This window comes from Mucilaginibacter sp. SG564 (assembly GCF_013149275.1).
In the GTDB taxonomy this organism is placed as follows: Bacteria; Bacteroidota; Bacteroidia; order Sphingobacteriales; family Sphingobacteriaceae; genus Mucilaginibacter.
In genome coordinates, this window is the sequence record NZ_JABGNA010000002.1 from 630,361 (window position 1) to 656,822 (window position 26,462).

The window sequence follows — 26,462 nt, forward strand, 5'->3', positions numbered from 1 at the left end:
TGTATCATATATACTACTAACACTAAAAAAAACGTCTATGAAAAAATTAACTCTTTTAGCTTTATTTATTTGCCTTGGTGTTGTTGCTTTTGCACAGCGCAGGGTAGTTTGCTGTAGCAAACCCTCGGCAACAAGGCAGTTTGCCATGCTGGCCTCCAGCGAAAAATTCAGGGCTGCCCACAAGAATCCATTGCCTATTCACTTTCAAAGTTCTATTGGTACAGCTATCACTTATAAAACCGCTGATGGTAAAGAGTCAACCGCTTATTTACTGAAAGCTAAAAAGGCCACCAATAACTATATCCTGGTGATACACGAATGGTGGGGCTTGAATGATTTCGTAAAAAAAGAATCTGAAAAGATCTACAATGATCTGGGTAATGTTAACGTGATCGACCTTGATCTTTATGATGGTAAAGTTGCCAGCACAAAAGAAGAAGCAGGTAAATTTATGCAAGCCGTAAATGAAGATCGCGCGAAAGCTATTATCAACGGAGCCATTGCTTATACTGGTACTAAAGCGCGCATTGCTACCATTGGCTGGTGTTTTGGTGGCGGCTGGAGTTTGCAAACCAGTTTACTGGCAGGTAAAAAAGCTGCTGGCTGTGTAATGTATTATGGCATGCCCGAGCAGGATGTTAACCGCTTAAAAACATTGAATGCCGACGTGTTGGGTAACTTTGCCAATAAAGACCAATGGATAAACCCTAAAGTAGTGGGCAAATTTGATGCGGACATGAAAAAGGCAGGTAAAAAACTGTACCTGCATCAATATGATGCCGATCATGGATTTGCAAACCCAAGTAATCCCATTTATGACAGCAACGCTACCAAAGACGCGTACGCTAATACCATCGCTTTTTTGAAAGCACGGCTGAAATAAACAAAACATATCATATAATGTGATGTTATACCGGGCAAGCGAAAAGCTTGCCCGGTTTTTTTGTAACATTGCATAAAATTTACCTTTGACTACTTCTACAAAAAAAATAATATCCATTTCGCTTAAAGCGGCCGTACTGGTCATGGCCGGCTGGTATATATACCATCAGTTTTATAAAAAGAATGACGACCTTAAACAGTTTGAGGCCTTAACTGCTCAGATAAACAGTACCCATGTGTTTATAACTATGGGGATAGTGGTTTTGTTAATGGTGGTTAACTGGGTGCTGGAAGCGTTCAAGTGGCAATATCTGGCGAAAAGATTGGTGGATATCTCTATTTGGCAATCAATAGAAGCTGTTTTTTGTGGTCTTACCTGGGCTATTTCCACACCAAACCGGGTGGGCGAATATGGTGGCCGGGTTATGTTTTTGCCCAATCGCAAGCGTATACATGGCGTTTTTGCTATGGCGGTAGGCGCTTTTGGGCAAATTATTATGACCAACCTTTTGGGCCTGATAGCCATTGTATGGCTTTTCTATAATTACATTCCGGTGAGTGCCTGGTTATTTGCTTTGATCGTTCTTATATCGGTATTGACGCTTGCTATATTGTTCATCTGTTTTTTTCATATCAAAGGCATCATTAATTTGATTAACCGGATAGCTTTTCTCCGGAAATATCACCGTTTTTTTGATATCATGGGCAGGTACAAAAAGCCCGAACTTGTGCGTATCCTGGCATTCAGCATGGCCCGTTATATAACGTTTACTGTTCAATACTGTATCGTATTTCACCTGCTTATTCCACAGTTCGCGTTTTTTCCAATGGTGATGATGCTGTTTGTTTATTTCTTTGTAACATCGGCTGTTCCTTCACTCGACCTGCTCGATGTGGGTGTGCGTAGCTTCACCGCCTCGCACTTGTTTGCCTATGTAACCGACCAAAAAATAGCTATTATTGCAGGCGTATCGTCAATATGGCTCATCAATTTAATTATTCCGGCCATTATTGGGTCTTTATTTGTTTTTAAACTCAAATTCTTTGATCGCACTGCATAGTTTTGTTTCGCTGTTTTTAACAGGCATTTACCTGCTACTGGTAATTTATTTGATACGTGGCTGGGGCAGAGTAAAGGTTACCCCGGTAAAAAGCACATCTTTTCAAACCAAGGTTACCATATTAATAGCGGCCCGGAACGAAGAAGAGCGGATCAGCCTGACTATTGAAGATGTTTTGGCCCAGGACTATCCCAAGCACCTTTTTGAGGTGATCATTGTTGACGATCACTCCACAGACAATACCGCGGCTATTATCAGCAGTTATGCCGATCAAGGGGTTAAATTGTTGCAATTACAGGAGGAACGCGCGCTTAACTCCTATAAGAAAAAAGCAATTGCCGAAGCTATCAAATTATCTACAGGCGAGCTCATGGTTGCTACCGATGCCGATTGCCGCATGGGGCCGGCCTGGTTATCATCTATTGTGGGTTACTACGAAACGAATGACCTGGTTATGGTATCATCGCCGGTAACGTATTTTGAGGAACGCTCTTTATTTGAGCTGATGCAGACCCTGGAGTTTGGTTACTTAATTGGTATTGGTGCTGCGTTTATTGGCAATGGCAGGGCGTCAACCTGTAACGGGGCTAATTTTGCCTATCGTAAAGATGTGTTTTATGAGGTAGGTGGTTTTGCCGGTATCGACGATCTGGCGTCAGGTGATGATGAGTTACTATTGCAAAAAGTAGCCGAACGTTATCCAGGCAGGATCGGGTTTTTAAAACAAACCGAAGCCGTGGTATATACCCACGCCAAACATACGTTACAGGAGTTTATGCAGCAAAGGCGCCGCTGGGCTTCCAAATCAACTAAATACAAGGATAAAAAAGTGGTGGCCTTTGGCTTATGTATCTGGCTATTTAATGTTTCGTTATTGGTTAACGCGGCATTAGGTTTTTACGACCTGTACTTTTTGAAACTTTTCCTGGTTCAGTTTTTACTAAAATATCTGTTCGAAATCCTCTATCTGCTGCCTATAACTACGTTTTTCAGGCGTACCTACCTGGTAAGCTTGCTTATTCTGCTCATTCCTTTGCATATAGTTTACTTCGTGGTAATTGGGCTCATGGGCAACAATCATAAATACCTGTGGAAAGGCAGAGTGGTGAAATAACAAACCTGTGTAAAGATTAATTTCCCTGTTTGTTAATTGTGCCTATTTAAGCGATATTTAGCCGAAAGCAGCATAACTATTGGCAGATCCTACTCCATCCGAACGTACCTGGCAGGCGTTTAAACACAATAAAGTGGCCGTTGCCGGGCTTGTTTTTATTATACTTACCTTATTGGTAGCTATTTTGGGTTATTTAATTATGCCCGATCAGAGTCCGCATGCCAATAACATGACCATACAGTTGAGTATTAAAAAGCCGGGATCTTCTTTTATGATGCTACAGGTACGCAAAAGCGAGCCGGTTGATACCGTTGGTTTCTTTACCCGGATGTTTTTTGGTCAGCCATCATTTTACCGGGATATCCCCATTACCGGTTACCATTTTGCGCAGGACTCCATCATTGTAAATGAATACATTGGCGATGAGGATAAACCGGAAAGGAAAGCCTACAATATTTTTGAGGTAGTAAATGGAGTTAAATCGCGGTACCATTATGGTAAGGATCTGTTGGCTCCGGGTATTTCGACCAATAAAAGTAAAGAGATATATAAACGTTTTAAAGATAAGATCGTGGCCGATCAGATAATTACCCGCACCTTTTGGCTGGGTACTGATATTTATGGGCGCGATATGTTAAGCAGGATGTTGTTGGGCACCCGTATATCACTGGCAGTGGGTTTGATGTCGGTACTGATCAGTATGTTGCTTGGGGTAACCATCGGTGCTATTGCTGGCTACTTTGGGGGTTGGATAGATGCTTGCCTCAGTTGGTTGATGAATATATTATGGTCTTTACCTGCCTTATTGCTAGTGATTGCCATATCATTTGCCTTAGGTAAAGGGCTATGGCAAATATTTATAGCGGTAGGTTTATCCATGTGGGTTGAAGTTGCCCGTCTGGTACGCGGCCAGGTGATGGGTTTAAAACAAGTAGAGTATATTGAAGCCGCCAGGGCACTGGGTTTTAATAATACCCGTATTATCACCAGGCATATTTTACCCAATATAACAGGGCCTATCCTGGTGCTGGCATCATCCAATTTTGCATCGGCTATACTGCTCGAGGCGGGGCTTAGCTTTTTAGGCTTTGGCGCTCAACCACCCATGCCTACCTGGGGCGGAATGATAAAAGAACATTATGGCTATATTGTCATGAACTCGGCGTACCTTGCCATCATTCCGGGTTTGGCTATTATGCTGTTGGTGTATGCTTTTAACCTGGTTACCGTAGGTTTGCGCGATGCCTTCGATATAAAATCACAAAGTACACGCATTTGAAAATATTTTTTTACTTTAGTCTGTGACTACTAATAACAGATGCAATATATAGACGATAGTTCTGGTGAAGATGAATTAATCAGCTTGTTGCTCAAAAGACAGTCGGAGTTAAACTCCCTGTTAGAGATTACCCGGGCAATTAATAAAAACACCGCCACTCCTATACTCATACAAATGCTCGAAGTGATTTTGCAGAGTTATCTGCAGGTGGGTAAGCTTCGCTTTTTTATCGAGAAGGAGAATAAATTTGTCTGTATTTCCAAATATGGCGGCGAGATCGAGTCGGCCATCTTGCTGAGCCGGGCCTGTAACAAATTAAGTAAGATCAAATCGCCCGTTGCTATAACTGATCATCACGATCCCCTGCTTCAAAAATATAATTACTTTATCCCTATACATCACAAAAGCAAGGTTTTAGCTTATGCCCTCATTGGCGATTTTAACACCTCTGGCGAGATGCTTAACAACGACCTGAACTTTATTCAAACGTTGATGAATGTGATCATTGTGGCGCTGGAAAATAAAAAGTTGTTCCGGGAACGTTTGCAATCAGAGCGTTTTCAGCGTGAGATGGAGCTGGCTGTTGAAGTGCAAAATATGCTGATCCCCTTGCGCATGCACAAGGATGATAGTGTGGAGATCGGTGCCAAGTACCTGCCGCACCAAAATATCGGCGGTGACTATTTTGACTTTATCCGGCTGAACGAAAATGAGTTTTTGTGGTGCATTGCCGATGTATCAGGTAAGGGTATTTCGGCGGCATTGCTTATGGCCAATTTTCAGGCCAGCCTGCATGCCTGGGCGGCGGTAGAAGAAGACCTGACTAATATTATCGATCGCCTCAATAAAATAGTGCTGAGCAATACTAAAGGAGAAAGGTTTATAACCCTATTCCTGGCCCGGTATAACGAAAAGAAACGCAAGCTCAATTATATCAATGCCGGTCATAATCCGAGCATTTTGTACTCAGACGGAGAAGCCATTCCGTTAAAGTTAGGCACCACCATGATTGGTGTTTTTGAAGAGCTGCCGTTTTTAAATGAGGGAGAAATTGATATGGAGCCCGGTAGTTTGATATTTAACTACACCGATGGCCTCATGGATTTTGAAACCATCAACACCAAGATCTGGAATGAGGACAAACTGCTTGATTTTATAAAAGCCAACGGGCACTTATCGCCCGATAATTTGAATGACTCCCTCCTGGAACATTTGAACCATGTAGTTAAAAGCAAATCCATTGATGATATTACCCTGCTTACTTTAAGGATTTTTTAAATATAGTATCAAGTAGTCAGTATCAAGTATGACGGCAGCGGCATTCCTTTAAAACGTCTACAGGAAAATCTTGATACTTGATACTAGCTACTTGATACTTTCCCATATTTCTTATATTTGTCTATATGTTATCAGCCAGATACCAGTATGATTTGATTGAGGCGGGATGTGATGAAGCCGGGCGTGGCTGTTTGGCGGGACCTGTGTTTGCTGCCGCGGTAATACTCCCTCCCGATTTTGACCATCATTTACTGAACGACTCTAAACAGCTATCTGAAGAGATAAGGTATCAGCTGCGTGGCGAGATTGAGGAAAAAGCTATTGCTTTCGCCGTGGCTTCTGTTGACAACCTGGAGATCGACCAGATCAATATTTTAAATGCATCGTTCCTGGCCATGCACCGGGCTATTGAAAAATTGCATTTAATGCCCCAGTTTTTAATTATCGACGGTAACCGCTTTAAAAAATACCCCAACATCCCGCATGAATGCATCATCAAGGGCGATGGTAAATTTTTCAGCATAGCCGCAGCCTCCATTCTGGCCAAAACCTACCGGGATGATTATATGTTGCAGATAGCGGCCGATCACCCTGAATATGACTGGCATAGCAATAAGGGTTACCCTACAATTAAACATCGAGAAACGGTAATGAAGATAGGCTATACACCATATCATCGTCGTACTTTTCGTGTAACCGATCCGCAGTTAAGTATTTTTTAACGATGGCTTTGATTCCGGCATTCAGGTTGGTATTTTTGCACCAAACCAGGAATCCATTGAAACCATCATGAGCTAAAGGTTCACAAACCGAAATGAGTAAAACGGCTCATGATAGCTTCATTGTCATTAAAAAACAATTTGCCCTGATGAAAATCCTTATTTTAACTCACCGAGTGCCGTTTCCGCAAAACGGAGGCTATGCCATTGTGGTATGTAATACCATAAAAGGCCTGGTTGCGCTTGGACATAAGGTATCGCTGGTGGCTTTAAATGCCCAAAAATACAATGGTAACCCGCAAGAGGTGACGGATGACCTGCTGACTAAAATAAATTATACTAGCTACAATATCGATATCAGTATATCCATGCTCGATGGACTGGTAAACCTAATAACAAAAAAATCAAATGATATTGACCGGTACTATGATGCCGAGTTTGAAAAATTGCTGATACGCGAGCTTCGGCAAACAGCCTATGATATTATTCAGTTCGAGGGTTTGTTTGTAACGCCCTATTTGGCGGCTATCCGTAAACACTCCAGGGCTAAACTGGTTTATCGCTCGCATAATATCGAACACCAGGTATGGGAACGATTGGCGCAGCAAAAAAGTGATCTGTTTAAAAAATGGTATCTGCGTATGCTGGCCCGGCGGGTAAAGGACTATGAGTTGCAACAGTTGAATAAAGTTGATGCCATTGCCGTTTTTACAACCGAGGATAAAAACACCATTCTGTCATACGGAACCTCCATCCCGGTCGAAATATTCCCGGTAGGGATTGATCTTACCCAGTATCAGCCCGATTTTGAGAAAACGGAATTTCCCAGTCTGTTTTTCCTGGGATCATTGGACTGGCTGCCTAACCGTGAAGGTATAGAGTGGTTTATTGATCATTTTCACAAGGATTTGACCGATGGTGATCTGCGTGTAAAGTTTTATGTGGCCGGCCATAACATCCCCGAGCGCTTTGATGATTACGAGGTAATGGGTAAAATATTTATCCAGGGCGAAGTTGACGATGCCTTTGAATTTGTAAACAGCAAAGCCATTATGATTGTACCGCTGTTATCGGGTGGAGGCATGCGGGTGAAAATTGTAGAGGGGATGGCGATGCAAAAATGTATCATTTCCACATCCATTGGTGCCGAAGGTATAAACTTCGAGAATGGCACCAATATTATTATAGCTAATGATCAGGATGAGTTTTATAATGCTATTGAGCGTTGTATCACCGATGAGGAATATTGCCGTACCATAGGCACAAACGCCCGAAAGTTGGTTGAACAGCAACACAATGTAAATGCGGTAACGCATGATCTGGCACAGTTTTACGAAAAACTAACCCCCTTTTATCTGGGTTAAGCGCTTTAAAATCAACATTGACCGAGTGTTAGCTATGCTCGAAAATTCAACCCTCATCAATCTCTCAAAATTCCCGTCAGAATAATTACTTTTGCGGCATAAACGTTAACGATGAAGAACACTGCCTTAACAGATACACACATTAAAGCCGGTGCCAAAATGGTGCCCTTTGCTGGTTACAATATGCCTGTGCAATATGCCGGGATAAATGCCGAACACGAAACTGTACGTAAAGCGGTAGGTGTATTTGATGTAAGCCACATGGGCGAATTTATTTTAAAAGGTGATCACGCCCTTGACCTTATACAACAAGTTACCAGTAATGATGCTGCCAAACTATATGACGGCAAAGTGCAATATTCTTGCCTGCCAAATGAAGACGGCGGTATTGTAGACGATTTGCTGGTTTATCGCCTCGACGAGAAAACCTATATGCTGGTGGTTAATGCATCCAACATTGAAAAAGACTGGAACTGGATATCAAAGTATAATACTTTTGGTGTGGAGATGAAAAACATATCAGACCGCACCTCATTACTGGCTATTCAAGGTCCTAAAGCTGCCGAAGCGTTGCAAAGCCTTACCGAGGTTGACCTGGTATCTATGGAGTATTACACCTTTAACAGGGGCAAATTTGCCGGTGTTGATAATGTGATCATATCTGCCACAGGTTATACAGGCGCAGGTGGTTTTGAGATCTATTTCGATAACCAATATGCCGATCAGATCTGGGACGCTATTTTTAAAGCCGGCGAACCATTTGGTATTAAACCTATTGGCTTGGGAGCACGCGATACCTTACGCCTGGAAATGGGATTCTGCCTATATGGTAATGATATTGATGATGCCACCTCGCCATTAGAAGCCGGTTTAGGCTGGGTAACTAAATTCAGCAAAACATTTACCAATTCTGAAGCGTTGCAGCAACAAAAACAAGCTGGCGTGAGCCGTAAACTGGTAGGTTTTGAAATGATAGACCGTGGTATTCCTCGTCATGATTATCCGATTGTTGACGCCGATGGCAATAATATAGGCAGGGTAACCTCCGGAACACAATCGCCATCGTTACAAAAAGCTATTGGCATGGGTTACGTGAATACCGAAGTTGCCAAAGAAGGCGCCGAAATATACATCAGCATCAGGGACAATAAAGTGAAGGCTAAAATTGTAAAGCCGCCTTTCTATAAATAGTCATTTCCTTCGGGGCATTGGATCATTAAGTCATTTTTTTGGCTCATTGCTACAATGACCTGATGATTTAATGATACAATGACTAAATCACAAATGAATAAAAGTTTAAATGTTTGCCTTACCCCTGCATTGCTACCGCTTTATAATGTAGAGGAGTATATTGTAGTGGTTATTGATATTTTCAGGGCAACATCATCTATATGTTATGGTATTGAAAACGGTGCTGAGGCTATTATCCCGGTATCACAGGTTGAAGAGTGTTCCGCGTATAGAGAGAAAGGGCTGGATTACCTTCTGGCAGCAGAACGTGATGGAAAAGTAGTAGATGGATTTGATTTTGGCAACTCGCCATTCTCCTACACTGCCGAAAAGGTGGCCGGTAAAACGATAGTGCTTACTACCACCAACGGTACACACGCGCTGCATTTATCACGCAGCGCAAAGCGTATTGTTATTGGCTCGTTTTTAAACCTTACCGCGTTAAGCAACTGGCTAAAAACACAGAATGAAAATATATTACTGGTATGTGCCGGCTGGAAAAATAATTTTAACCTGGAAGACACCCTGTTTGCCGGAGCGGTAATTGAACAGCTAAAAACAGAGAGTTTTGTATTAGATGACGCCGCCCTTGCCGCCAATGATCTTTTTCAATTAGGTAAAGATGATATCAACCTTTATCTCAAAAAAACATCACACGGTGAACGCCTCAAGAAGTTGGGCATCGAAAAGGATATTGAGTTTTGTCTGCAAATTGATATTACAACCGCAATCCCCGTGTTAGAGGGAGAGCGGTTGGTGAGGTTGGTTTAGGTAAGGTTCTCCAAAAATTAATCATCACGTCATTGCGAGGAGGAACGACGTGGCAATCCCCGATAAGCCGGGCCTCTCTGTATTTTAGGAATTGCCACGCTGCGATCGCAATGGCGCGCTGAGATAATAGAGGCAATCATTCCGCTTGTTTTATCCCTCTTCTCTTTCTCCACCCCTTAAACATCCAGTAAATAATCGCTGTAATTACCAGCAAAGGCCATATTGAAATTATTCCGAAAAACAGGTTTTTTAAAGTATCCCATCCGGCAATAATTGATGTTTTAAATTTATTGGTAAACCGGTCGTCAATATTCTGGGTGGTTGCTTTGGTGTAAAAAGTAATGTCTAAAGAGCTGTAAGCAATTTGTTTATTGAGGTAGTTCAATTGTCCTTGTGACGATTCAATATCACTGCGGATCTCTGTTAGTTTATTCTCTATCTCCAGCAGATCCGAGATCTTGGTTCCCTTTTTGAGTAATTCCAGGTACCGGTTCTCCAGGATCTTTTTATTATCCAGCCGGGTTTTCATATCGATGTACCGGGTAGTAACATCGGTCACAGAAATGTTTTTGGTATCGATCTTATCAGCCGATGCGGACACCGAATCAACCAGGAAATCAAAATATTTGGCGGGGATACTTATTTTTAAATTATACTCCTTGCGGTTGATATCGCTGTTGGTGGTTTGATTATCCTCATCCACATAGCCGCCATATTTTTTGAGCGCTTGCAGAATTCTTTTGCGGGCAATATTAATATTACTGGCTTCAAACTCAATAGTGCCGCTTTTAATGATCTTTTTTGTGGTATCGCGAATCTGGCTGGCATTAGTTGAACTGCCGGATGGCTCAGCAACCGCAAATTCCTGTACTGCGGACTTATTCATTACTTCATCATCCGCTTTTACAACTGGCGGCGCAAATAACCTGGTTTGTAATTTTTCTTTTTGCTCTTCAGCTTTATGTCCACAAGCCGTAAAGGACAGTAATAAGGTAATTGAAATAAGATAAGCTTTCATAACAAGGCTAATTAAGGTGTTACCATAAATTCTGATTAGCCTTGTAAAGTTACATTAAAACAAAATTAAATTCCAAATAAATTATTATTTCAAAATATAATTTTGTTTTAATGTTTTATTTCAGCTTATCATTGTTCTTATGCCGGTCGGCATCACGGATGCTTTTCTTCTCCAAATTCTTCTCCAGCGCATCCGTGAGGTCAATTCCGGTTTGGTTAGCCAGGCATATCAATACAAACAACACATCAGCCATTTCATCAGCCAGGTTCACCTCTGTATCCGATTTTTTGAATGATTGCTCACCATACTGCCTCGCCATAATGCGGGCCACCTCACCTACCTCCTCCATCAAAATGGCCGTATTGGTAAGCTCATTAAAATACCGGATACCCATGGTTTTTATCCACTTATCTACAAGATGCTGCGCTTCTTTAATTTCCATAAAAAGAGTATAAATATTTTTTAGTGATTGTCTTTATCCTTTGTATCCATGATGATGGTCACAGGCCCGTCGTTCACCAGGCTGATCTTCATATCTGCTCCAAAAATGCCTGTAGCTATCTTTTTACCGGTTAGTGTTTCCAGCGTTTTGATCATTTGCTCGTATAGGGGTATCGCTTTATCGGGCCGGGCGGCTTTGATAAAAGATGGGCGGTTGCCCTTTTTGGTTTGTGCAAACAAGGTGAATTGAGAGATCAACAGGATATTTCCGTCAACATCAGCCAGGGCTTTGTTCATCAATCCGTTTTCGTCGCCAAAAACACGCATGCCGGTAATTTTATTGGCCAGCCAGTTCAGGTCATCTTCCGTGTCTGCCTCCTCAATCCCCAATAAAACCAGGAGTCCTAGTTTAATAGCGCCCGTTACCTTGCCATCAACTGTACAGCTGGCTTGGGTAACGCGTTGTAATACTGCTCTCATTGTTAGAAACTTTAAGGTGGCAAGTTAGTAAGAGTCGGGAATCAAGATACAAGAAACAAGACTTTTTATTTGGATTTTCACCCGTTTGCTGTCTCTTGATTCTCATATCCTGTTTCTTATGCAACAAAACCGCAATTTTTTGCTCAAAAAAAACTAAGTTCGCAACCGCTATTATGTTTTTTAATTAATAGGTACAAAATGACAACAAAAAGAGGCTTTACCACTACCATTTTACATGACGATCGCTTAGGGAAACCAGAGCATGGCTCATTGCATAAACCCATACATACTTCAGTAACCTATGGGCACGAGGATGTGCAGGATCTGGTTGATATTTTCCAGAACAAGAAAAAAGGATACGCTTATTCGCGCCAGGGTAATCCCACCGTTACCGCTTTGGAGCATAAGGTAACCAATATGGAAAAAGGATTATCATCTGTTGCTTTCTCAACTGGTATGGCGGCAATTTCGGCTACGGTAATGGCCCTTGTAAAACATGGCGATCATATTGTTGCCAGTTCATTCCTGTTTGGTAATACACGCAGCATCTTCCAAACCTATATTGATATGGGTTTGGATATTACTTTTGTTGACGCTACCGATGTTGAAAATGTACGCAACGAAATTAAAGCCAGCACCAAAATGGTGTTTGTGGAAACTATTGCCAACCCTGCCACACAAATAGCCGACCTGGAAGCTATCGGCAAGCTTTGCGCGCAAAAGAGCATCATTTACATGGTAGATAATACCATGACCTCGCCTTATTTGTTTAACCCTGTTGATGTTAAAGCAAGTTTAGTGATTAACTCCTTAACCAAATATATTGGCGGCCACGGCGATGCGCTGGGCGGCTGTGTTACCGATACTGGTTTATTTAACTGGAGTAATTACCCTAATATTTTTGAAACCTTTAAAAAACAGGTAAAACCCGAAACACTGGGCCTTACCCAGATTCGCAAAAAAGGATTAAGAGATTCAGGCGGAACTTTATCTCCCGAGGCCGCACATACCATTTCTGTTGGTGCCGAAACACTGGCCCTGCGTTTGGAGCGTGCCTGTAACAACGCGTTTGCACTGGCGCAGTATTTTGAAGCACATCCTAAAATTAAAAAAGTATTTTACCCGGGTGTTGCAAGTCACCCACAGCATGAGCGTGCCGGTAAACTATTCAAAAAATTTGGCGGCCTGATGAGCATCGAACTGGATGAAAGCATTGATTGCCTGTCCTTTTTAAACAAGCTGAAACTGGTAATAAAATCAAGTAACTTGGGCGATACCCGCACCTTATCTATCCCGGTTGCCCAAACCATATTTTTTGAACTCGGTGCCGATAAGCGTGCCGAAATGGGCATCCCCGAAACCATGATCCGCCTGTCGATAGGTATCGAAGACCTCGAAGACCTGATGGCTGATTTTAAAGAAGCCCTGGGATAGAGACAGAGTCAAGATATAAGAGTCAAGAATCAAGACAAGAGTGGGAATGAGATCTTTACAGAAAACCTTAGTCCTCTATCTTACAGTCTTGATTCTTAGCTCTTGCCTCTCTTCCTCCTGCCGCCGGCATGACCGGCTTATCAACACTTCCTTTTATTTCTGGAAAACGGTTTATAAAACCAGCAAGACAGAATCGGACTATCTGAATCATCTGCATAGCCGCAAACTTTATATGCGCATCATGGATGTGGATATGGACGAGAGCGGCAGTGTCCCCATTCCGGTATCACCCATATCATTTCAAGCCAGGCTCCCGGACACTGTAGAGATGATACCTGTAGTATTCATTGTTAACAATATCCTGAAAATAACAACCCACCAACAGCTTGATGCCTTGGCCGCTAATATCGTTCGCTTTGTAAATGGCAAAGTGCAGCATGCCGGTAAAGCCAGCTTTAATGAATTACAGATAGATTGCGATTGGACAGCATCAACCCGTGAAAATTATTTTTACCTGTTGGAGCAATTACATAAAGTTAAAGGCCTAAAGGGGAAACCCATTTCGGCAACGCTGAGGCTGCACCAGTTAAAAAATCAAAAAGGCAGCGGTATCCCACCGGTAAACCGGGCTATGCTGATGTGTTATAATATGGGCAACCTGCGTAAATACGGGGAGCAAAATTCGATATTGGAAATAAGCGAACTGAAAAAATACCTGGGCGATAACTTGACCTCCTACCCTATGCCCATTGATATCGGATTGCCACTGTTTAGCTGGGCTGTCGCTTTCCGGAATAAGGAATACATCGGAATTGCTAAACGGATCTCGTTCGATGATCTGAATAATAAAAATCAGTTTATCTTTATAAAAAATAACATTTACCGGGCCAAAACCAATTTGCCCGATTATGGTTTAAAAACAAATGACGAGGTGCGCTGGGAAAATGTATCTGCCAGTAATTTGCAGGCCACAGCCACCTATTTATCGCCGTTTATTAAAGCGGATACGGTAAACGTTATTTATTTTCACCTGGACGATGCTACTATAAAAACCTATACCTATGACAACCTTCAAAAAACTGCTCATCTGTTCCGTTAGTTTGATCATTTGCTTTTTTGTTGAAATCGCGATCGATATGGCCTGTGGAGGCGAGGTTGATCCATACGATTATTATATCTCGTTTTTTCACAATAATGTGCAGCGTACGCAGGAGTACGAGCCCTTTTATTTTACCAGCTACAAGTTTTTGTATGATGACGATGAACGGGTGAGTGAGGCCGAGATCAACTCGCGCGAATGGGCAACCTATTTAGGCGGCGGTGTTAAAGCAGCTGATGTACAAAAGGCGATGTACCGTTTAAAAGGCAATGCTGATACCGCTTTATACGTAGGATATTTAGCCGGAAAAGGCAGCTTACCCGATAGTCTAAAAAATAATACGTTTCTGCAAGCGCTCCCTTCAAACAAAAGCGCGCTCAAATATTACCAGTTTGCCAAGCGTGTGGAATCTATCGCCAACGTGAGGTTTGAATACTGGGATCCCAAAGAAATGGATACTGAGGGTCTTAAAAGTGCCGGTGAAGAAGCTTTATCAAACGCCAATACCGAAAATGATAAATTTATTAAACTACGGTACTTATACCAGGCCCAACGCCTGCTGCACTATGGTAAAAACTATGAGCAGGCCGCTAATGTGTACGATAAATACCTGGTTAATTATAAAACCGACAGCCATGTAAAAGGCTGGGCCCTGGCGTTAAATGCAGGCGAGAAACGCCGGCTTAAGGATACCATACAGGCTGCCTACCTGTTTTCGAAAGTGTTTGCCCAATATCCCGAAAGGCGTATACAGGCCTATCGCAACTATAATTATATCAACGTAAAATCTTCGCAGGTTTTGGCATTGGCCAATAACAAAAGCGAAAAGGCGGTGATCATGGCTATTGATGGTTTCAGTAATTCTGAATTGGATAACCGCTCTTTAAAAGAAGTTTACCATTATGAACCAACATCTGATATGGTTGGGGTTTTGCTGGTACGTGAGATCAATAAACTGGAAGAATATTATCTTACGCCAACTTTGGAGGGCAGCCCTATCCTCCTCAACTCCTATTATAACAAACTGGCCGATAGCACCAAGCTCCACGCGCAAAACCACATGAAACAGTTGAATGCCTTTTGCGAACAACTGGCCTCAGAAAAAAAATATCCGGAATATGGGCTGGGTAAACTGGCACAAGCCTACATGGCCTGGATGCAAAAGGACACCAAAGCTGGCCAGGCTTATATGGACGCGCTAAAGGACGAAAAACTGAGTGATAAATTTAATGATCAAAAACAGATCATCCAACTGCTGCTTACCGCGCAGGGCATGCAGCAATATAATGAGGTGAACGAAGCCGCTTTATTACCATCGCTCAAATGGCTCGATGCAAAAGTTGCCCATGAGGTCAATGTCAATACCTCCAGTCGCGATTGGGGTTTTTATGGCCAATATCCCTTTGCAGCCACTGCCCGCAATTTTTATCAGAACATTATGGCGCCGGCCTATCTTAAACAGCGCGATACCAGCAAAGCCGCTTTGGCTATGCTGCAGGGCGATGCTACCATAAAAAAGGTTATTGAGCCAAGCTATCAAACCATTGGTTTTTGGCAAAATTACCTGCATTCATCGGCCATTAACAAATTGGTGGCCTGGAAAAAAAGTCCGCCCGCTACCCCGTATTTGAATTTCATGACAAAAAAGCTGGTTATCTATAAAACGGATGATCTGTACGGACTGTTGGGTACCGCCTATCTGCGTGAGCATAAATATCCCGAAGCCGCGGCGGCGTTAAATATGGTTAATGAAAAAGAGCTGAATAAATTCCCGACCAATTTTTATGACGAAAAAGCAACCGGTGCCGATCCCTTCATCAGCCAGATGGCCGACTACCCGAAACTGCTGCTAAAGAAAGGTGGGAAAGGATATAATAAACGGCAGTTTGCCCAGGCTATGGTGGCTTATCAAAAACAAATTAAGGCTAACCCTAAAACTGCCGCTACCGGTTACTTTGATATGGCTACGGCTATATACAATACCTCAACCTATGGTAATGCCTGGTACCTGATCAGCTATGATTGGTCGTCGACAGATTATGGCCGCAAATCCATATACTATTATGATGCCGACTATATAAAAACTACTTATGCTGAAAAGTTGTTTTTACAGGCCAGGCAGCTAAGCACCAATGCCGAGTTTAAAGCCAAATGCACCTTTATGGCGGCAAAATGTAAACAGAAACAAATCAAACTACCATCCTACTCGGATTTTCCGGACTACAACTATACTAAGCTCCAGGATGCCGAAAAGGAATATGACAAGTCCGTAAGGCGCAACCCCTACTTTGCCGAATTACAAAAAAGCTATGGCAAAACAGCCTACTATAAACTGGCGGTAAATGATTGCAGCTATTTGAGGGATTTTTTAAAAAGAACTAAGTAATTAAACTGCATGGAGCATGTAATTAAAAGAGGTATTTACGCTTGTTTGATCTGTTGTGTTTTATTAACAGGGGTATTCAAAAAAGCAAATGCGCAAATCGCAAGGGATACACTTACTACCAGTTTACATGAGGTTTTTTTACAGGATAGCTTGCCCGGACTTTGCGTGGTTTTAGTAGACGCTCACAAGGTCATTTACCAAAAAAGCGTTGGATTTGCCGATATTGGTAACCATATCCCTTATACAACCAACACCGTACAGAATGTAGGGTCGGTAAGTAAAACTGTTATAGCGCTGGCTTTAATGAAGGCTATTGAACTCCAGTATTTTACATTAGAAACCAATATTAATGATATCCTGCCCTTCAAAGTGATCAATCCCAACCAGCCCGACAGTAAAATTACGATAAGGGAATTGGCCAATCACACTTCGGGGATTGTTGATAACCCTGCTATTTATCCAAACACTTACCAGTTTTATCCTAAACTAAGATCATTTGATAGTACAGCTTTAAACGCATTACAGGGGATAGGCTACCGGGAAAGCCTGAAGGATGGGTCCCTGAAGACATTTTTTTATAATTATCTGGCTACCGGGGGCAAATATTACAACAAAGCCAATTTTGGTGAGGGACTGGCTGGCGGTACTTCATCCTACAGCAATATAGGCTCGGCATTGGTTGCTTACCTGATCGAGATCAAATCGCACCTTTCATATGCCGATTTCACTACGAAATATATTTTAAAGCCATTAAAAATGGATCATTCAGGGTGGTCTGTTCCTGCAATGAATTTAAAGACTCACGCCAAACTTTACCTCGATCTGCATAGTTATTTTCCATTGTATGATCTGTTGACCTATCCCGATGGAGGGCTCAAAACATCTGCCAGCGACCTGAGCAAATACCTGATGGCCGTGATCAGAGGTTATCAGGGAGACAAAAGCTTGCTGAGCGAAGCTTCCTATAAAGCGATGTTTACACCACAGTTCAGCACAGAACATCCGCCCAAAAACATCAGTTTAAAAAACCGGAACAAAGGTATATTCTGGAACCTATATATAAACGGAACCATTGGTCACGATGGCGATGATCCCGGGGTTGGGGCTTTCCTGTTCTTCAACCCCAATACTGGCTTGGGAGGTCTATTCCTTTGCAATAAATACCTGCCCAATAAACAGTCTATAATTGATCTGCTGGTAAAAGCAACAGGGGAAAAATAAGAGCTTGAGTAAAAATTAGTTGTCACGATGAACGGAGTGAAGCATCTAATCGCCGATATGCAAAGTTCGATAATAGATCCTTCGCTTCACTCAGGATGACAAACTTTTCTTTTGTCTTATTTCTTGATTCTTATCTCTTGGTTCTAAAACCTACGCCCGAGTATCGTTACCATGATAAATGCTCAGGTAACTTTCATATCGAGATAGTTCGATATCGCCGTTTTCCAGGGCTTCCAATACGGCGCAGCCCGGCTCGTTAATATGGCGGCAGTTGTTGAAGCGGCACTCGTTCATACGCTCCCGCATTTCGGGGAAAAAGTGGCCCAGCTCCTGTTTTTCAATGTCGATAATGCCTAATTCGCGGATGCCGGGGGTATCGATAATAAAACCACCTTGCGGCAGCTCAAACATTTCGGCAAAGGTGGTGGTGTGCATGCCCTTGTCGCTCCATTCAGATACCATGTGTGTACGGAGGTCGAGATTAGGCAACAGGCTATTGATCAGGCTTGATTTGCCCACACCGGAGTGACCCGAGAACAGCGTTACCTTATCTTTTAACAGCTCCTGTACCTGGTCGATATTGGTACCATCCAATGCCGACACCTCAAAGCAGGGATAGCCTATATTTTCGTATATAGCTTTATAGTCGGCCAGTATTTCCAAACCCTCGTCGCTAAACAGGTCGAGTTTGTTAAATATCAATCGTGCCGGTATATCATAAGCTTCGGCAGTCACCAGGAAACGGTCGATAAAGCCCAGCGAGGTACGCGGAGAGGCCAGGGTAACCACCAGCAGGGCCTGATCAAGATTGGCGGCTATGACCTGTGCCTGCTTACTCAGGTTGATAGCCTTGCGGATAATATAGTTTTTGCGTTGCTGCAGGTTGGTGATTACGCCGTTTTCGCTATCGGGTTCCATTTCAAAATCAACCACATCGCCAACAGCTATCGGATTGGTGGTCGTGATGCCCTTCATTCTAAACTTACCCTTAATCCGGCAATCTATACGCTGCCCATCGGGGGTTTGTACCTGGTACCAGCTTCCGGTTGATTTGGTGATTAGTCCCTGCATATTATAGCCCCAAAAGTAATAATTAATTTGCCATCGCTTTATTTTAGGGTGTAATGCTCAAAAATTATGGCAAAAGCCCGCGGTTTGTACCCGCTTTTTTATCATTCAGGTAATTATATGATACAAATCAGCCTTTTTATTCACTTTTTCATAAAAAATAAAATAATCCTTGCTATTTAAAGATTAATCTACTTACTTTACAGACATTATATATGACACTTAACAACACCATTATTACCATTATTATTACCACCGGCATAAACCTCGGAGGAAGATAATCGTATGGTGTAAAAACATAAAAAAGAAACCAAATGAAAGCCTTCCTCCGCAAAGAGGAAGGCTTTTTTGTTTAAATGGCCTCACCCTGCCCTCTCCGAAGGAGAGGGTTTTGAATGGAATATTTAAAATATTGATACTAAACCATAAATGAAAGTTCTAAAATTTGGCGGTACATCCGTAGGATCGATCACAAGCATCCAAACTCTTTTAAACATACTGAGTACTGAGTTTAAAGCGCAGGAAAAACCAGTAGTTGTTCTATCAGCTATGGGCGGGGTAACCAACCTGCTGGCCTCCATGGCGGAGGACGCAGCCAGCGGAAAAGAATTTACAGCGGCCCTGGCCGACCTGGAAAAACGCCACTTTGATGTGGTAAAAAGCCTGCTGGATGTGCAAAACCAAAACCCGGCTTTTACCCGTTTAAAAATTCATTTTAACCAGCTGGAGGAGTTGTTGCAAGGTGTATTGACCCTTAGGGAGCTTACCCCCAAAACACGCGACCAGATCCTGAGTTTTGGCGAACGCTGCTCAACCATTATGGTAAGCAAAATAGCCGCTCAGCACTTTAAAGATGTGCTTTTTGTTGATGCCGCCGAAGTGATCAAAACAGACAGCTCTTTTGGTAACGCGAAAGTGAATACCGAACTATCCGAAATGCTGATCCGTAACCTGTACGAGGCTAATAAAGATAAAATGCTTATCGTAACCGGTTTTATAGCGGGCAACGATGCCGGGCAAACCACTACCCTGGGTCGTGGCGGCAGCGATTATACCGCGGCTATATTTGGCGCGGCGCTTAATGCCAAAGAGATACAGATCTGGACAGATGTTAACGGTATGATGACCGCCGACCCACGGATGGTGAAAAAAGCATTCTCCTTAACCGAACTTACTTATACCGAGGCCATGGAACTTTCGTACTTTGGCGCCAAGGTGATCTATCCGCCAACCATGATCCCGGCCTTCCTGAAAAAGATCCCTATCGTGATCAAAAATACCTTTGAGCCAGAGTTTGAAGGTACGGTGATCCGTCATGATTGTAAGGCATCAAGCCTGCCTATCAAAGGCATTTCCTCTATCAATAATATCAGCATCCTGAACCTGGAAGGCAGCGGCATGGTGGGTAAATCGGGCTTTAGCGGTCGCTTGTTCTCGCTACTGGCCCGTGAGCAGATCAACGTGATCCTCATCACCCAGTCGTCATCAGAGCATAGCATTACCTTCGCGGTACAGCCCCAGGATACCGAACGCGCCAAACAGGTGATAGAACAGGAATTTGAACTGGAACTGGCCGCCAAAAAGCTGGAACACCTGGTGATCGAAAAGAACCTGGCCATATTGGCTATTGTGGGCGAAAATATGAAACAAACCCCGGGCATGTCGGGCAAATTGTTCCATGCGCTGGGTCGTAATGGTGTTAACGTAAGAGCCATTGCGCAAGGTTCGTCGGAGTATAATATCTCCGTGATCATCTCGGCTAATGATCTTTCCAAAGCGTTAAATGCCGTTCACGATGCCTTTTTTGTACAGCTCACCAAAACACTGCATGCCTTTTGCCTGGGTACCGGCAATATCGGCAAAACCCTGTTTAACCAGTTGAACGCCCATAGCCAGTACCTGAAAGATAATAACGGCATACAGGTAAAAATAGCGGGCATCAGCAATACCAGTAAAATGACCTTCAACAGCGATGGCATATCGCTGGATACCTGGCAGGATGATTTGCAGGCTTCGCCATATGAGGCCGATCTGCAGGCTTTCATCAGCAAAATGAAAGAAATGAACCTGCCAAACTGCGTATTTATTGATAATACCGCCAGCCCGGTGCCAATAGGTTTTTATGAGCAGGTGTTTAAAGCCAATATCTCGGTGATCACCTGTAATAAAATAGGTAACTCAGGCAGCTATCAACAATACAAAACCTTTAAAGATACCGCGCGCCGTCATGGGGTCGACTTTTTCTATGAGACCAACGTTGGTGCGGGCTTGCCCATCATCAACACGCTGAAAAACCTGATGAACAGCGGCGACCGGGTACAGCGTATCGAGGCTATTTTGTCGGGCACCATATCGTTCATCTTTAATAACTTTAAGGGCGATGCTGATTTCCACGATGTGGTAAAAGAAGCACAGGAAAAGGGCTATACCGAACCCGATCCGCGTGATGACCTGAGTGGGAAGGATTTTATGCGCAAAATGCTGATCCTGGCCCGCGATGCCGGTTATGCCATGGAAGAGGCTGATGTGGAGATAGAAAGCGTGCTGCCCAAAGCCAGCCTGGAAGCCAAAAGCGTAGAAGATTTTTACGCCACACTGAAAACAGAAGATGCGCACTTTGCCAAACTAAAAGACCAGGCCGAAAAAGATGGCCGGGTATTGCGTTATATAGGCAAACTGGAAGATGGTAAAGTAACCATCACCCTGCAAATGGTTGATGAAAACCATCCTTTCTACATGCTGTCGGGCAGCGATAATATCATATCCTTCACTACTGACAGGTACAAGGAACGCCCACTGGTAGTAAAAGGCCCTGGCGCAGGTGCAGAAGTTACGGCCGCCGGTGTATTTGCTGATCTGATTAATATAGGTGCGAATTAAATGGAGCCCCTAGCTCCGTAAAGTGGAACCGACAGTATAGTTTGATAATATTAAAATGGAAAATAAAATAGAAGAATTAAAAGATCCCTCGCAGATAGCACCCCCTTCAGGGGGCGGGGAGGGCATCCACGTTTTTGCCCCGGCAACTGTGGCCAACGTGGTTTGCGGTTTTGATGTATTGGGCTTTGCGGTTAATGAACCGGGCGATGAGGTGATCATGCGCCTGACAGGTAAGCCGGGCATCACCATCAGCAAAATAACTGGCGATGATGGTCGCCTGCCGCTTGATCCGGCCAAAAACACGGTGAGCGTAAGCGTGCAGCATTATCTGGAAAGCGTTGGCCGTACCGATGTGGGTTTGGATATTGAACTGCACAAAAAAATGCCGATAGGCAGCGGACTGGGCTCCAGCTCAGCCAGTACGGTTGCGGGTTTGTTTGCTATCAAGACCCTGTTGGGCGATGATGCCGACCCAATAAAACTGTTGCCTTTTGCCATGAAAGGCGAAGAAATGGCCTGCGGTCAGGGTCATGCAGATAACGTTGCCCCTGCCCTGTTTGGTGGTTTTGTGCTCATCCGCAGTTATGAACCGCTGGATGTGGTGAGATTACCACACCCGAAAGATCTTTACTGTGCCATTGTATTCCCTGATGTAGACGTACCTACCCGTGAGGCCCGCCAGATCATCCGTAAAAACATCCACATGAAAGATGCCGTAACCCAATGGGGCAATATTGCCGGCCTGGTAAGCGGTTTATTTATGCAGGATATTGACCTGATAGGTCGCAGCATGAAAGATGTTCTGGTTGAGCCCGTACGTTCCATGCTGATACCCGATTTTTATAAAATGCGCGAGATTGCCATGGGTATGGGCGCCGTAAGCTTCGGTATCTCCGGCTCTGGTCCATCTGTTTTCGCATTTACTAAAGACGAAGAAACAGCCACGCTCATCACTCAAAAACTGCAGCAGCATTTAACCGGGTTGAAAATTGGCTCAAACAGCTATGTATCCACCATCAATGACGCAGGGCCGAAGGTAATAGCGAGGTTTTAAGTTTAAGTCAAATTCAAAAATCAAAAAAAGGTGTCACCTTGAGCCTGTCGAAGGGCGTGAGCAGAGTCTTCCCTCCATGTTTCGACAGGCTCAGCATGGCAGCCAGCTTTGTCATCCTGAGGAACGAAGGATCTAATCGCCGAATAGATGCTTCACTATGTTCAGCATGACAAATTAAAAAATTAAATACATCCGAAATCGAACATCCGAATTCCGAAATCAAAAAAATGAAACTCTACAGTACCAATAACACCTTATCAGAAGTATCCTTTAAAGACGCGGTTTTTAACAGTATGCCGCAGGATAAAGGATTGTATATGCCTTACAGCATCCCCCGCCTGAGCGATGATTTTATCAACAACCTGGATAAATACAGCTTGCCCGAGATTGCGTTTGAAGTGGCAAAGAACCTTTTAGGCGATTCTATCCCCGAAGCTGATCTGAAAACCCTGATTGATGATGCCATCAACTTCCCTGCCCCTGTGGTAAAGCTGGATGATAACGTTCATGTACTGGAGCTTTTCCATGGTCCGTCGCTTGCGTTCAAAGATTTTGGCGCCCGTTTCATGAGCCGTGTAATGAGTTACTTTTTAGAGGAGGGCGAAAAACAGCTGGACGTACTGGTAGCTACCAGCGGCGATACCGGTGGCGCCGTAGCCCTGGGCTTTTTGGGTGTGCCGAATACCCGTGTAACCATATTGTACCCTCAAGGCAAAGTAAGTGGTGTACAGGAGCAGCAACTAACCACCAACGGCCAAAACATCCGTGCACTGGAAGTTGACGGTACTTTTGATGACTGCCAGGCCCTGGTGAAACAAGCCTTTACCGATGCGGAGCTGAACGAAAAATTCCGCCTCACATCAGCCAATTCCATCAATATCGCGCGCCTGGTGCCGCAAACTTTTTACTATTTTAATGCTTACGCGCAGTTGTTAAGACAAGGTGTTAAAAAAGTGATCTTCTCGGTACCGAGCGGAAATTTTGGTAATATCGGCGCCGGTTTGCTGGCCTGGAAAATGGGTTTGCCTGTTGAAAAATTCATCGCGGCAACCAATGTTAATGATACCGTGCCGGAATTTTTAAAAACCGGCGTTTATCAGCCCAAACCCTCAGTGGCTACCCTATCCAACGCGATGGACGTGGGCAATCCAAGTAACTGGGTACGCATAGCCGATCTGTTTAAAAATGATACCGATGCTTTGAAACAGTTGGTTGTAGGCTATAAATATAACGACGAAGAAACCCTGAAAGCCATCAACTGGGTATTTGATACTTATGGTTATGTGGTTTGCCCGCACACCGCGATAGCCTGGCAGGCGCTGACCGATTATCAGCAAGACCATGCAAGTGCCGGGACCGCAGGCGTATTTTTATCAACAGCACACCCCTGCAAGTTCCCGGATGTGTTTAGCGAAGCTATAAGCGCTAAGATCGAGATCCCCGAACAGGTGAAAGAGTTGCAGCATAAAACCAAGCTGGCTGTGCCTCTGAGTAAGGATTTTGCCGACTTTAAAGCGTATTTGTTGGGAGCTAAATAAGGATTTGCCTAAAAAAAGCAACGTTGTTGCGAGGAGGAACGACGTGGCAATCCCCGATTTGCAGAGTCTCTCTGTATAGTCGGGGATTGCCACGCTGCGCTCGCAATGACGATCGTTAATAAAGTTTCTGTTCCATCATTTCCAAAGCTCATTAATCGAATCTTGCTATATTTGATCAATGAATATCGATAAAAAAGTAATCTTAATATGCTGCGTAATCGCCCTGTTTTTTGCGGCTTGTTCTGGTCATAAAAAATTTTCCCGGGAAGATTGGGATTACGGTGATGGCCTTACATTCCCTAACCGGAGCGGGATGGTGGATGACTTGCTGAAAAACTATAAGCTTAAAGGTTTAAAATACCAGGAAGTGATTCACCTGCTGCATCGCCCACAACAAAGCAATACTGCCGAAATGGTGTATGATGTGGAGGAAGTAAACAAAAAAGGAAAAGTTATTTACGTTAAAAAATTGATCCTCTCCCTGAAGGATTCTGTAGTTACCGGCACTAAAATTTACGAGCACTCCGATAAAAAGAAATGATCGATACCATCATATTTGACCTGGGCGCGGTTTTGATAGATTGGAACCCGCATTATATGTACCGGACCCTGTTTACCGGCGAACAGGAAATGATCCATTTCCTGGCAACAGTTTGTACTTCTGATTGGAACGAGGAACAGGATGCGGGCAGGTCGTTGCAGGAAGGAACCGATATACTAGTAGCTCAATTTCCGCAGCATGAGGCCCTTATCCGTGCGTTTTACGGGCGTTGGGAAGAAATGCTTGGCGAGGCTTTTCATGATACTGTCGAGCTGTTCAGGAGGCTAAAAACAAGCGGTAAATACAAGATATACGCGTTAACCAATTGGTCGGCCGAAACTTTTCCGGTAGCCCAGGCCAGGTATGATTTTTTAGGCTGGTTTGATGGTATTGTGGTATCAGGCGTCGAGAAAATGCGCAAACCCGCGCCGGAATTTTACCAGATCTTACTTGATCGTTACCAGGTTGACCCGCAGACAGCTTTATTCATCGATGATAATTACCGCAATATATTAGCCGCTGAAAAAGTGGGGATTAAAAGCATACATTTTACTTCGGCTGAGCAGTTGGAAAAGGAACTGGATGCGTTGGGGTTGTTGTAGTGTTTTTGCAAAAGTAGTCAGTCTGAGCTTGTCGAAGGCTCGCGCGCAGAGGCCACCCACCATGCTTCGACAGGCTCAGCATGACAGGCCATAAAAAGAACAAGGCTTTGGAAAATCTCCAAAGCCTTGTTACATATTATTCGCTATCGCGATTAAGCACCACCGTGCTGCTCTTCATGCAGAACTTCCTGGCGGAATAGTTTAGCGCTCAGGAAATCGTTATTCATCCGTGCGATGTTAGTCAGCTTAATTTCTTTAGGGCATTCTGCCTCGCATGCACCGGTATTGGTACAGTTACCAAAACCCTCTTCGTCCATCTGGGCTACCATGGATTGTACACGACGGTAACGCTCTGGCTGACCTTGTGGTAACAGACCTAATTGTGTAACCTTCGCCGATACAAAAAGCATAGCCGAAGCATTTTTACAAGCTGCAACACAGGCACCGCAACCAATACAGGTAGCGGAGTTAAAAGCCTCGTCGGCAACAACTTTTGGAATAGGGATGGCATTACCATCGGGTACGCCACCTGTATTTACCGATACATAACCACCAGCCTGCTGGATACGATCAAACGCCGAGCGGTCAACAGCCAAATCTTTTACGATTGGGAATGCCGAAGCGCGCCATGGTTCAATCGTGATGGTTTCGCCATCATGAAAGGTACGCATGTGCAATTGGCAGGTAGTAATACCTCTTTTTGGGCCATGTGGGTGACCGTTGATATATAGTGAGCACATACCGCAAATACCTTCGCGGCAATCATGATCAAAGTTAATGGGCTCATCGCCTTTATGGGTTAAGCTCTCGTTCACCACGTCAAGCATTTCCAGGAATGACATATCAGGCGAAATATTTTCGGCCTTGTACGTTACGAATTTGCCCGCGGCTTGCGCATTTTTTTGACGCCATACTTTAAGCGTCAGGTTCATATTTCCGTTACTCATCTTTTTTGAGATTTAGTATCAAGTAGCTAGTATCAAGTATCAAGACTTTTCTTGC

At 43.6% G+C, this 26,462-nt stretch carries 23 protein-coding genes; 18 read left to right on the forward strand and 5 right to left on the reverse strand.

All coding sequences use genetic code 11. The features are described 5' to 3' along the window. Nucleotides 1-37: 37 nt before the first annotated feature. From FHW89_RS07335 to FHW89_RS07375, 9 genes are all read left to right on the forward strand, one after another. Entirely contained in the window at nucleotides 38-883 is an 846-nt protein-coding gene (locus FHW89_RS07335; protein ID WP_172334362.1) for a dienelactone hydrolase family protein, read from the forward strand. Nucleotides 884-968: 85 nt separating this feature from the next. Continuing rightward, a complete protein-coding gene (locus tag FHW89_RS07340) occupies nucleotides 969-1,943 on the forward strand; it encodes a lysylphosphatidylglycerol synthase domain-containing protein (protein WP_172334363.1) in 975 nt (324 codons plus the stop codon). Beyond that, nucleotides 1,927-3,057, forward strand: coding sequence for a glycosyltransferase (locus tag FHW89_RS07345; protein ID WP_172334364.1), 1,131 nt, complete (start codon nucleotides 1,927-1,929; stop codon nucleotides 3,055-3,057). Before FHW89_RS07340 ends, FHW89_RS07345 begins: the two co-directional genes overlap by 17 nt. A gap of 79 nt (nucleotides 3,058-3,136) precedes the next feature. Then, a complete protein-coding gene (locus FHW89_RS07350) occupies nucleotides 3,137-4,336 on the forward strand; it encodes an ABC transporter permease (RefSeq protein ID WP_172334365.1) in 1,200 nt (399 codons plus the stop codon). Nucleotides 4,337-4,375: 39 nt separating this feature from the next. Next, entirely contained in the window at nucleotides 4,376-5,614 is a 1,239-nt protein-coding gene (locus FHW89_RS07355) for a PP2C family protein-serine/threonine phosphatase (RefSeq protein ID WP_172334366.1), read from the forward strand. Between the two features lie 125 nt (nucleotides 5,615-5,739). After that, nucleotides 5,740-6,336, forward strand: coding sequence for a ribonuclease HII (locus tag FHW89_RS07360; RefSeq protein WP_172334367.1), 597 nt, complete (start codon nucleotides 5,740-5,742; stop codon nucleotides 6,334-6,336). 146 nt (nucleotides 6,337-6,482) lie between these two features. Next, on the forward strand, nucleotides 6,483-7,697 hold the full coding sequence (locus FHW89_RS07365; protein ID WP_172334368.1) for a glycosyltransferase family 4 protein: 1,215 nt from the start codon (nucleotides 6,483-6,485) through the stop codon (nucleotides 7,695-7,697). A 111-nt stretch (nucleotides 7,698-7,808) separates the two neighbouring features. After that, nucleotides 7,809-8,888, forward strand: a complete 1,080-nt coding sequence (gcvT, locus tag FHW89_RS07370) for a glycine cleavage system aminomethyltransferase GcvT (RefSeq protein WP_172334369.1) — start codon at nucleotides 7,809-7,811, stop codon at nucleotides 8,886-8,888. Between the two features lie 93 nt (nucleotides 8,889-8,981). Beyond that, nucleotides 8,982-9,698, forward strand: a complete 717-nt coding sequence (locus FHW89_RS07375; RefSeq protein WP_172334370.1) for a 2-phosphosulfolactate phosphatase — start codon at nucleotides 8,982-8,984, stop codon at nucleotides 9,696-9,698. A 136-nt stretch (nucleotides 9,699-9,834) separates the two neighbouring features. Here the strand turns inward: FHW89_RS07375 and FHW89_RS07380 are convergent, their stop codons facing one another. The 3 genes from FHW89_RS07380 to dtd form a co-directional block, all read right to left on the reverse strand. Then, nucleotides 9,835-10,716, reverse strand: coding sequence for a DUF4349 domain-containing protein (locus tag FHW89_RS07380; RefSeq protein ID WP_172334371.1), 882 nt, complete (start codon nucleotides 10,714-10,716; stop codon nucleotides 9,835-9,837). 115 nt (nucleotides 10,717-10,831) lie between these two features. After that, nucleotides 10,832-11,158 carry a nucleotide pyrophosphohydrolase gene (locus FHW89_RS07385; protein WP_172334372.1) on the reverse strand — a complete coding sequence of 109 codons (327 nt, stop codon included), beginning with the start codon at nucleotides 11,156-11,158 and terminating at the stop codon, nucleotides 10,832-10,834. Nucleotides 11,159-11,178: 20 nt separating this feature from the next. Then, a complete protein-coding gene (gene dtd, locus FHW89_RS07390) occupies nucleotides 11,179-11,637 on the reverse strand; it encodes a D-aminoacyl-tRNA deacylase (protein ID WP_172334373.1) in 459 nt (152 codons plus the stop codon). Nucleotides 11,638-11,835: 198 nt separating this feature from the next. Here dtd and FHW89_RS07395 point away from each other — a divergent pair, with 198 nt between their 5' ends. From FHW89_RS07395 to FHW89_RS07410, 4 genes are all read left to right on the forward strand, one after another. Next, the gene (locus tag FHW89_RS07395; RefSeq protein ID WP_172334374.1) at nucleotides 11,836-13,071 is read left to right on the forward strand and encodes a cystathionine gamma-synthase family protein; all 1,236 of its coding nucleotides are present in this window, start codon (nucleotides 11,836-11,838) and stop codon (nucleotides 13,069-13,071) included. Nucleotides 13,072-13,159: 88 nt separating this feature from the next. Further along, nucleotides 13,160-14,170, forward strand: coding sequence for a hypothetical protein (locus tag FHW89_RS07400; protein ID WP_172334375.1), 1,011 nt, complete (start codon nucleotides 13,160-13,162; stop codon nucleotides 14,168-14,170). Further along, nucleotides 14,133-16,556 carry a hypothetical protein gene (locus FHW89_RS07405; RefSeq protein WP_172334376.1) on the forward strand — a complete coding sequence of 808 codons (2,424 nt, stop codon included), beginning with the start codon at nucleotides 14,133-14,135 and terminating at the stop codon, nucleotides 16,554-16,556. The genes FHW89_RS07400 and FHW89_RS07405 overlap by 38 nt, the downstream gene beginning before the upstream one ends. Nucleotides 16,557-16,565: 9 nt before the next feature. Beyond that, nucleotides 16,566-17,777 carry a serine hydrolase gene (locus FHW89_RS07410; RefSeq protein WP_172334377.1) on the forward strand — a complete coding sequence of 404 codons (1,212 nt, stop codon included), beginning with the start codon at nucleotides 16,566-16,568 and terminating at the stop codon, nucleotides 17,775-17,777. 150 nt (nucleotides 17,778-17,927) lie between these two features. On the opposite strand, the gene rsgA is transcribed toward FHW89_RS07410, so the two are convergent. Further along, a complete protein-coding gene (gene rsgA, locus FHW89_RS07415; RefSeq protein WP_172334378.1) occupies nucleotides 17,928-18,848 on the reverse strand; it encodes a ribosome small subunit-dependent GTPase A in 921 nt (306 codons plus the stop codon). A 426-nt stretch (nucleotides 18,849-19,274) separates the two neighbouring features. Here rsgA and thrA point away from each other — a divergent pair, with 426 nt between their 5' ends. From thrA to FHW89_RS07440, 5 genes are all read left to right on the forward strand, one after another. Then, the gene (gene thrA / locus FHW89_RS07420) at nucleotides 19,275-21,725 is read left to right on the forward strand and encodes a bifunctional aspartate kinase/homoserine dehydrogenase I (RefSeq protein WP_172334379.1); all 2,451 of its coding nucleotides are present in this window, start codon (nucleotides 19,275-19,277) and stop codon (nucleotides 21,723-21,725) included. Nucleotides 21,726-21,780: 55 nt separating this feature from the next. Continuing rightward, nucleotides 21,781-22,779 (forward strand): homoserine kinase, encoded by a 999-nt coding sequence (locus FHW89_RS07425; protein WP_172334380.1) that lies wholly within the window; start codon nucleotides 21,781-21,783, stop codon nucleotides 22,777-22,779. Between the two features lie 227 nt (nucleotides 22,780-23,006). After that, a complete protein-coding gene (gene thrC, locus FHW89_RS07430; protein WP_172334381.1) occupies nucleotides 23,007-24,317 on the forward strand; it encodes a threonine synthase in 1,311 nt (436 codons plus the stop codon). Nucleotides 24,318-24,495: 178 nt separating this feature from the next. After that, the gene (locus FHW89_RS07435) at nucleotides 24,496-24,858 is read left to right on the forward strand and encodes a hypothetical protein (RefSeq protein WP_172334382.1); all 363 of its coding nucleotides are present in this window, start codon (nucleotides 24,496-24,498) and stop codon (nucleotides 24,856-24,858) included. Beyond that, on the forward strand, nucleotides 24,855-25,460 hold the full coding sequence (locus FHW89_RS07440; RefSeq protein WP_172334383.1) for an HAD family phosphatase: 606 nt from the start codon (nucleotides 24,855-24,857) through the stop codon (nucleotides 25,458-25,460). The genes FHW89_RS07435 and FHW89_RS07440 overlap by 4 nt, the downstream gene beginning before the upstream one ends. A 152-nt stretch (nucleotides 25,461-25,612) precedes the next feature. Here FHW89_RS07440 and FHW89_RS07445 read toward each other — a convergent pair whose 3' ends face one another. Continuing rightward, nucleotides 25,613-26,407 (reverse strand): succinate dehydrogenase/fumarate reductase iron-sulfur subunit, encoded by a 795-nt coding sequence (locus FHW89_RS07445; protein WP_172334384.1) that lies wholly within the window; start codon nucleotides 26,405-26,407, stop codon nucleotides 25,613-25,615. Nucleotides 26,408-26,462: the final 55 nt, after the last annotated feature.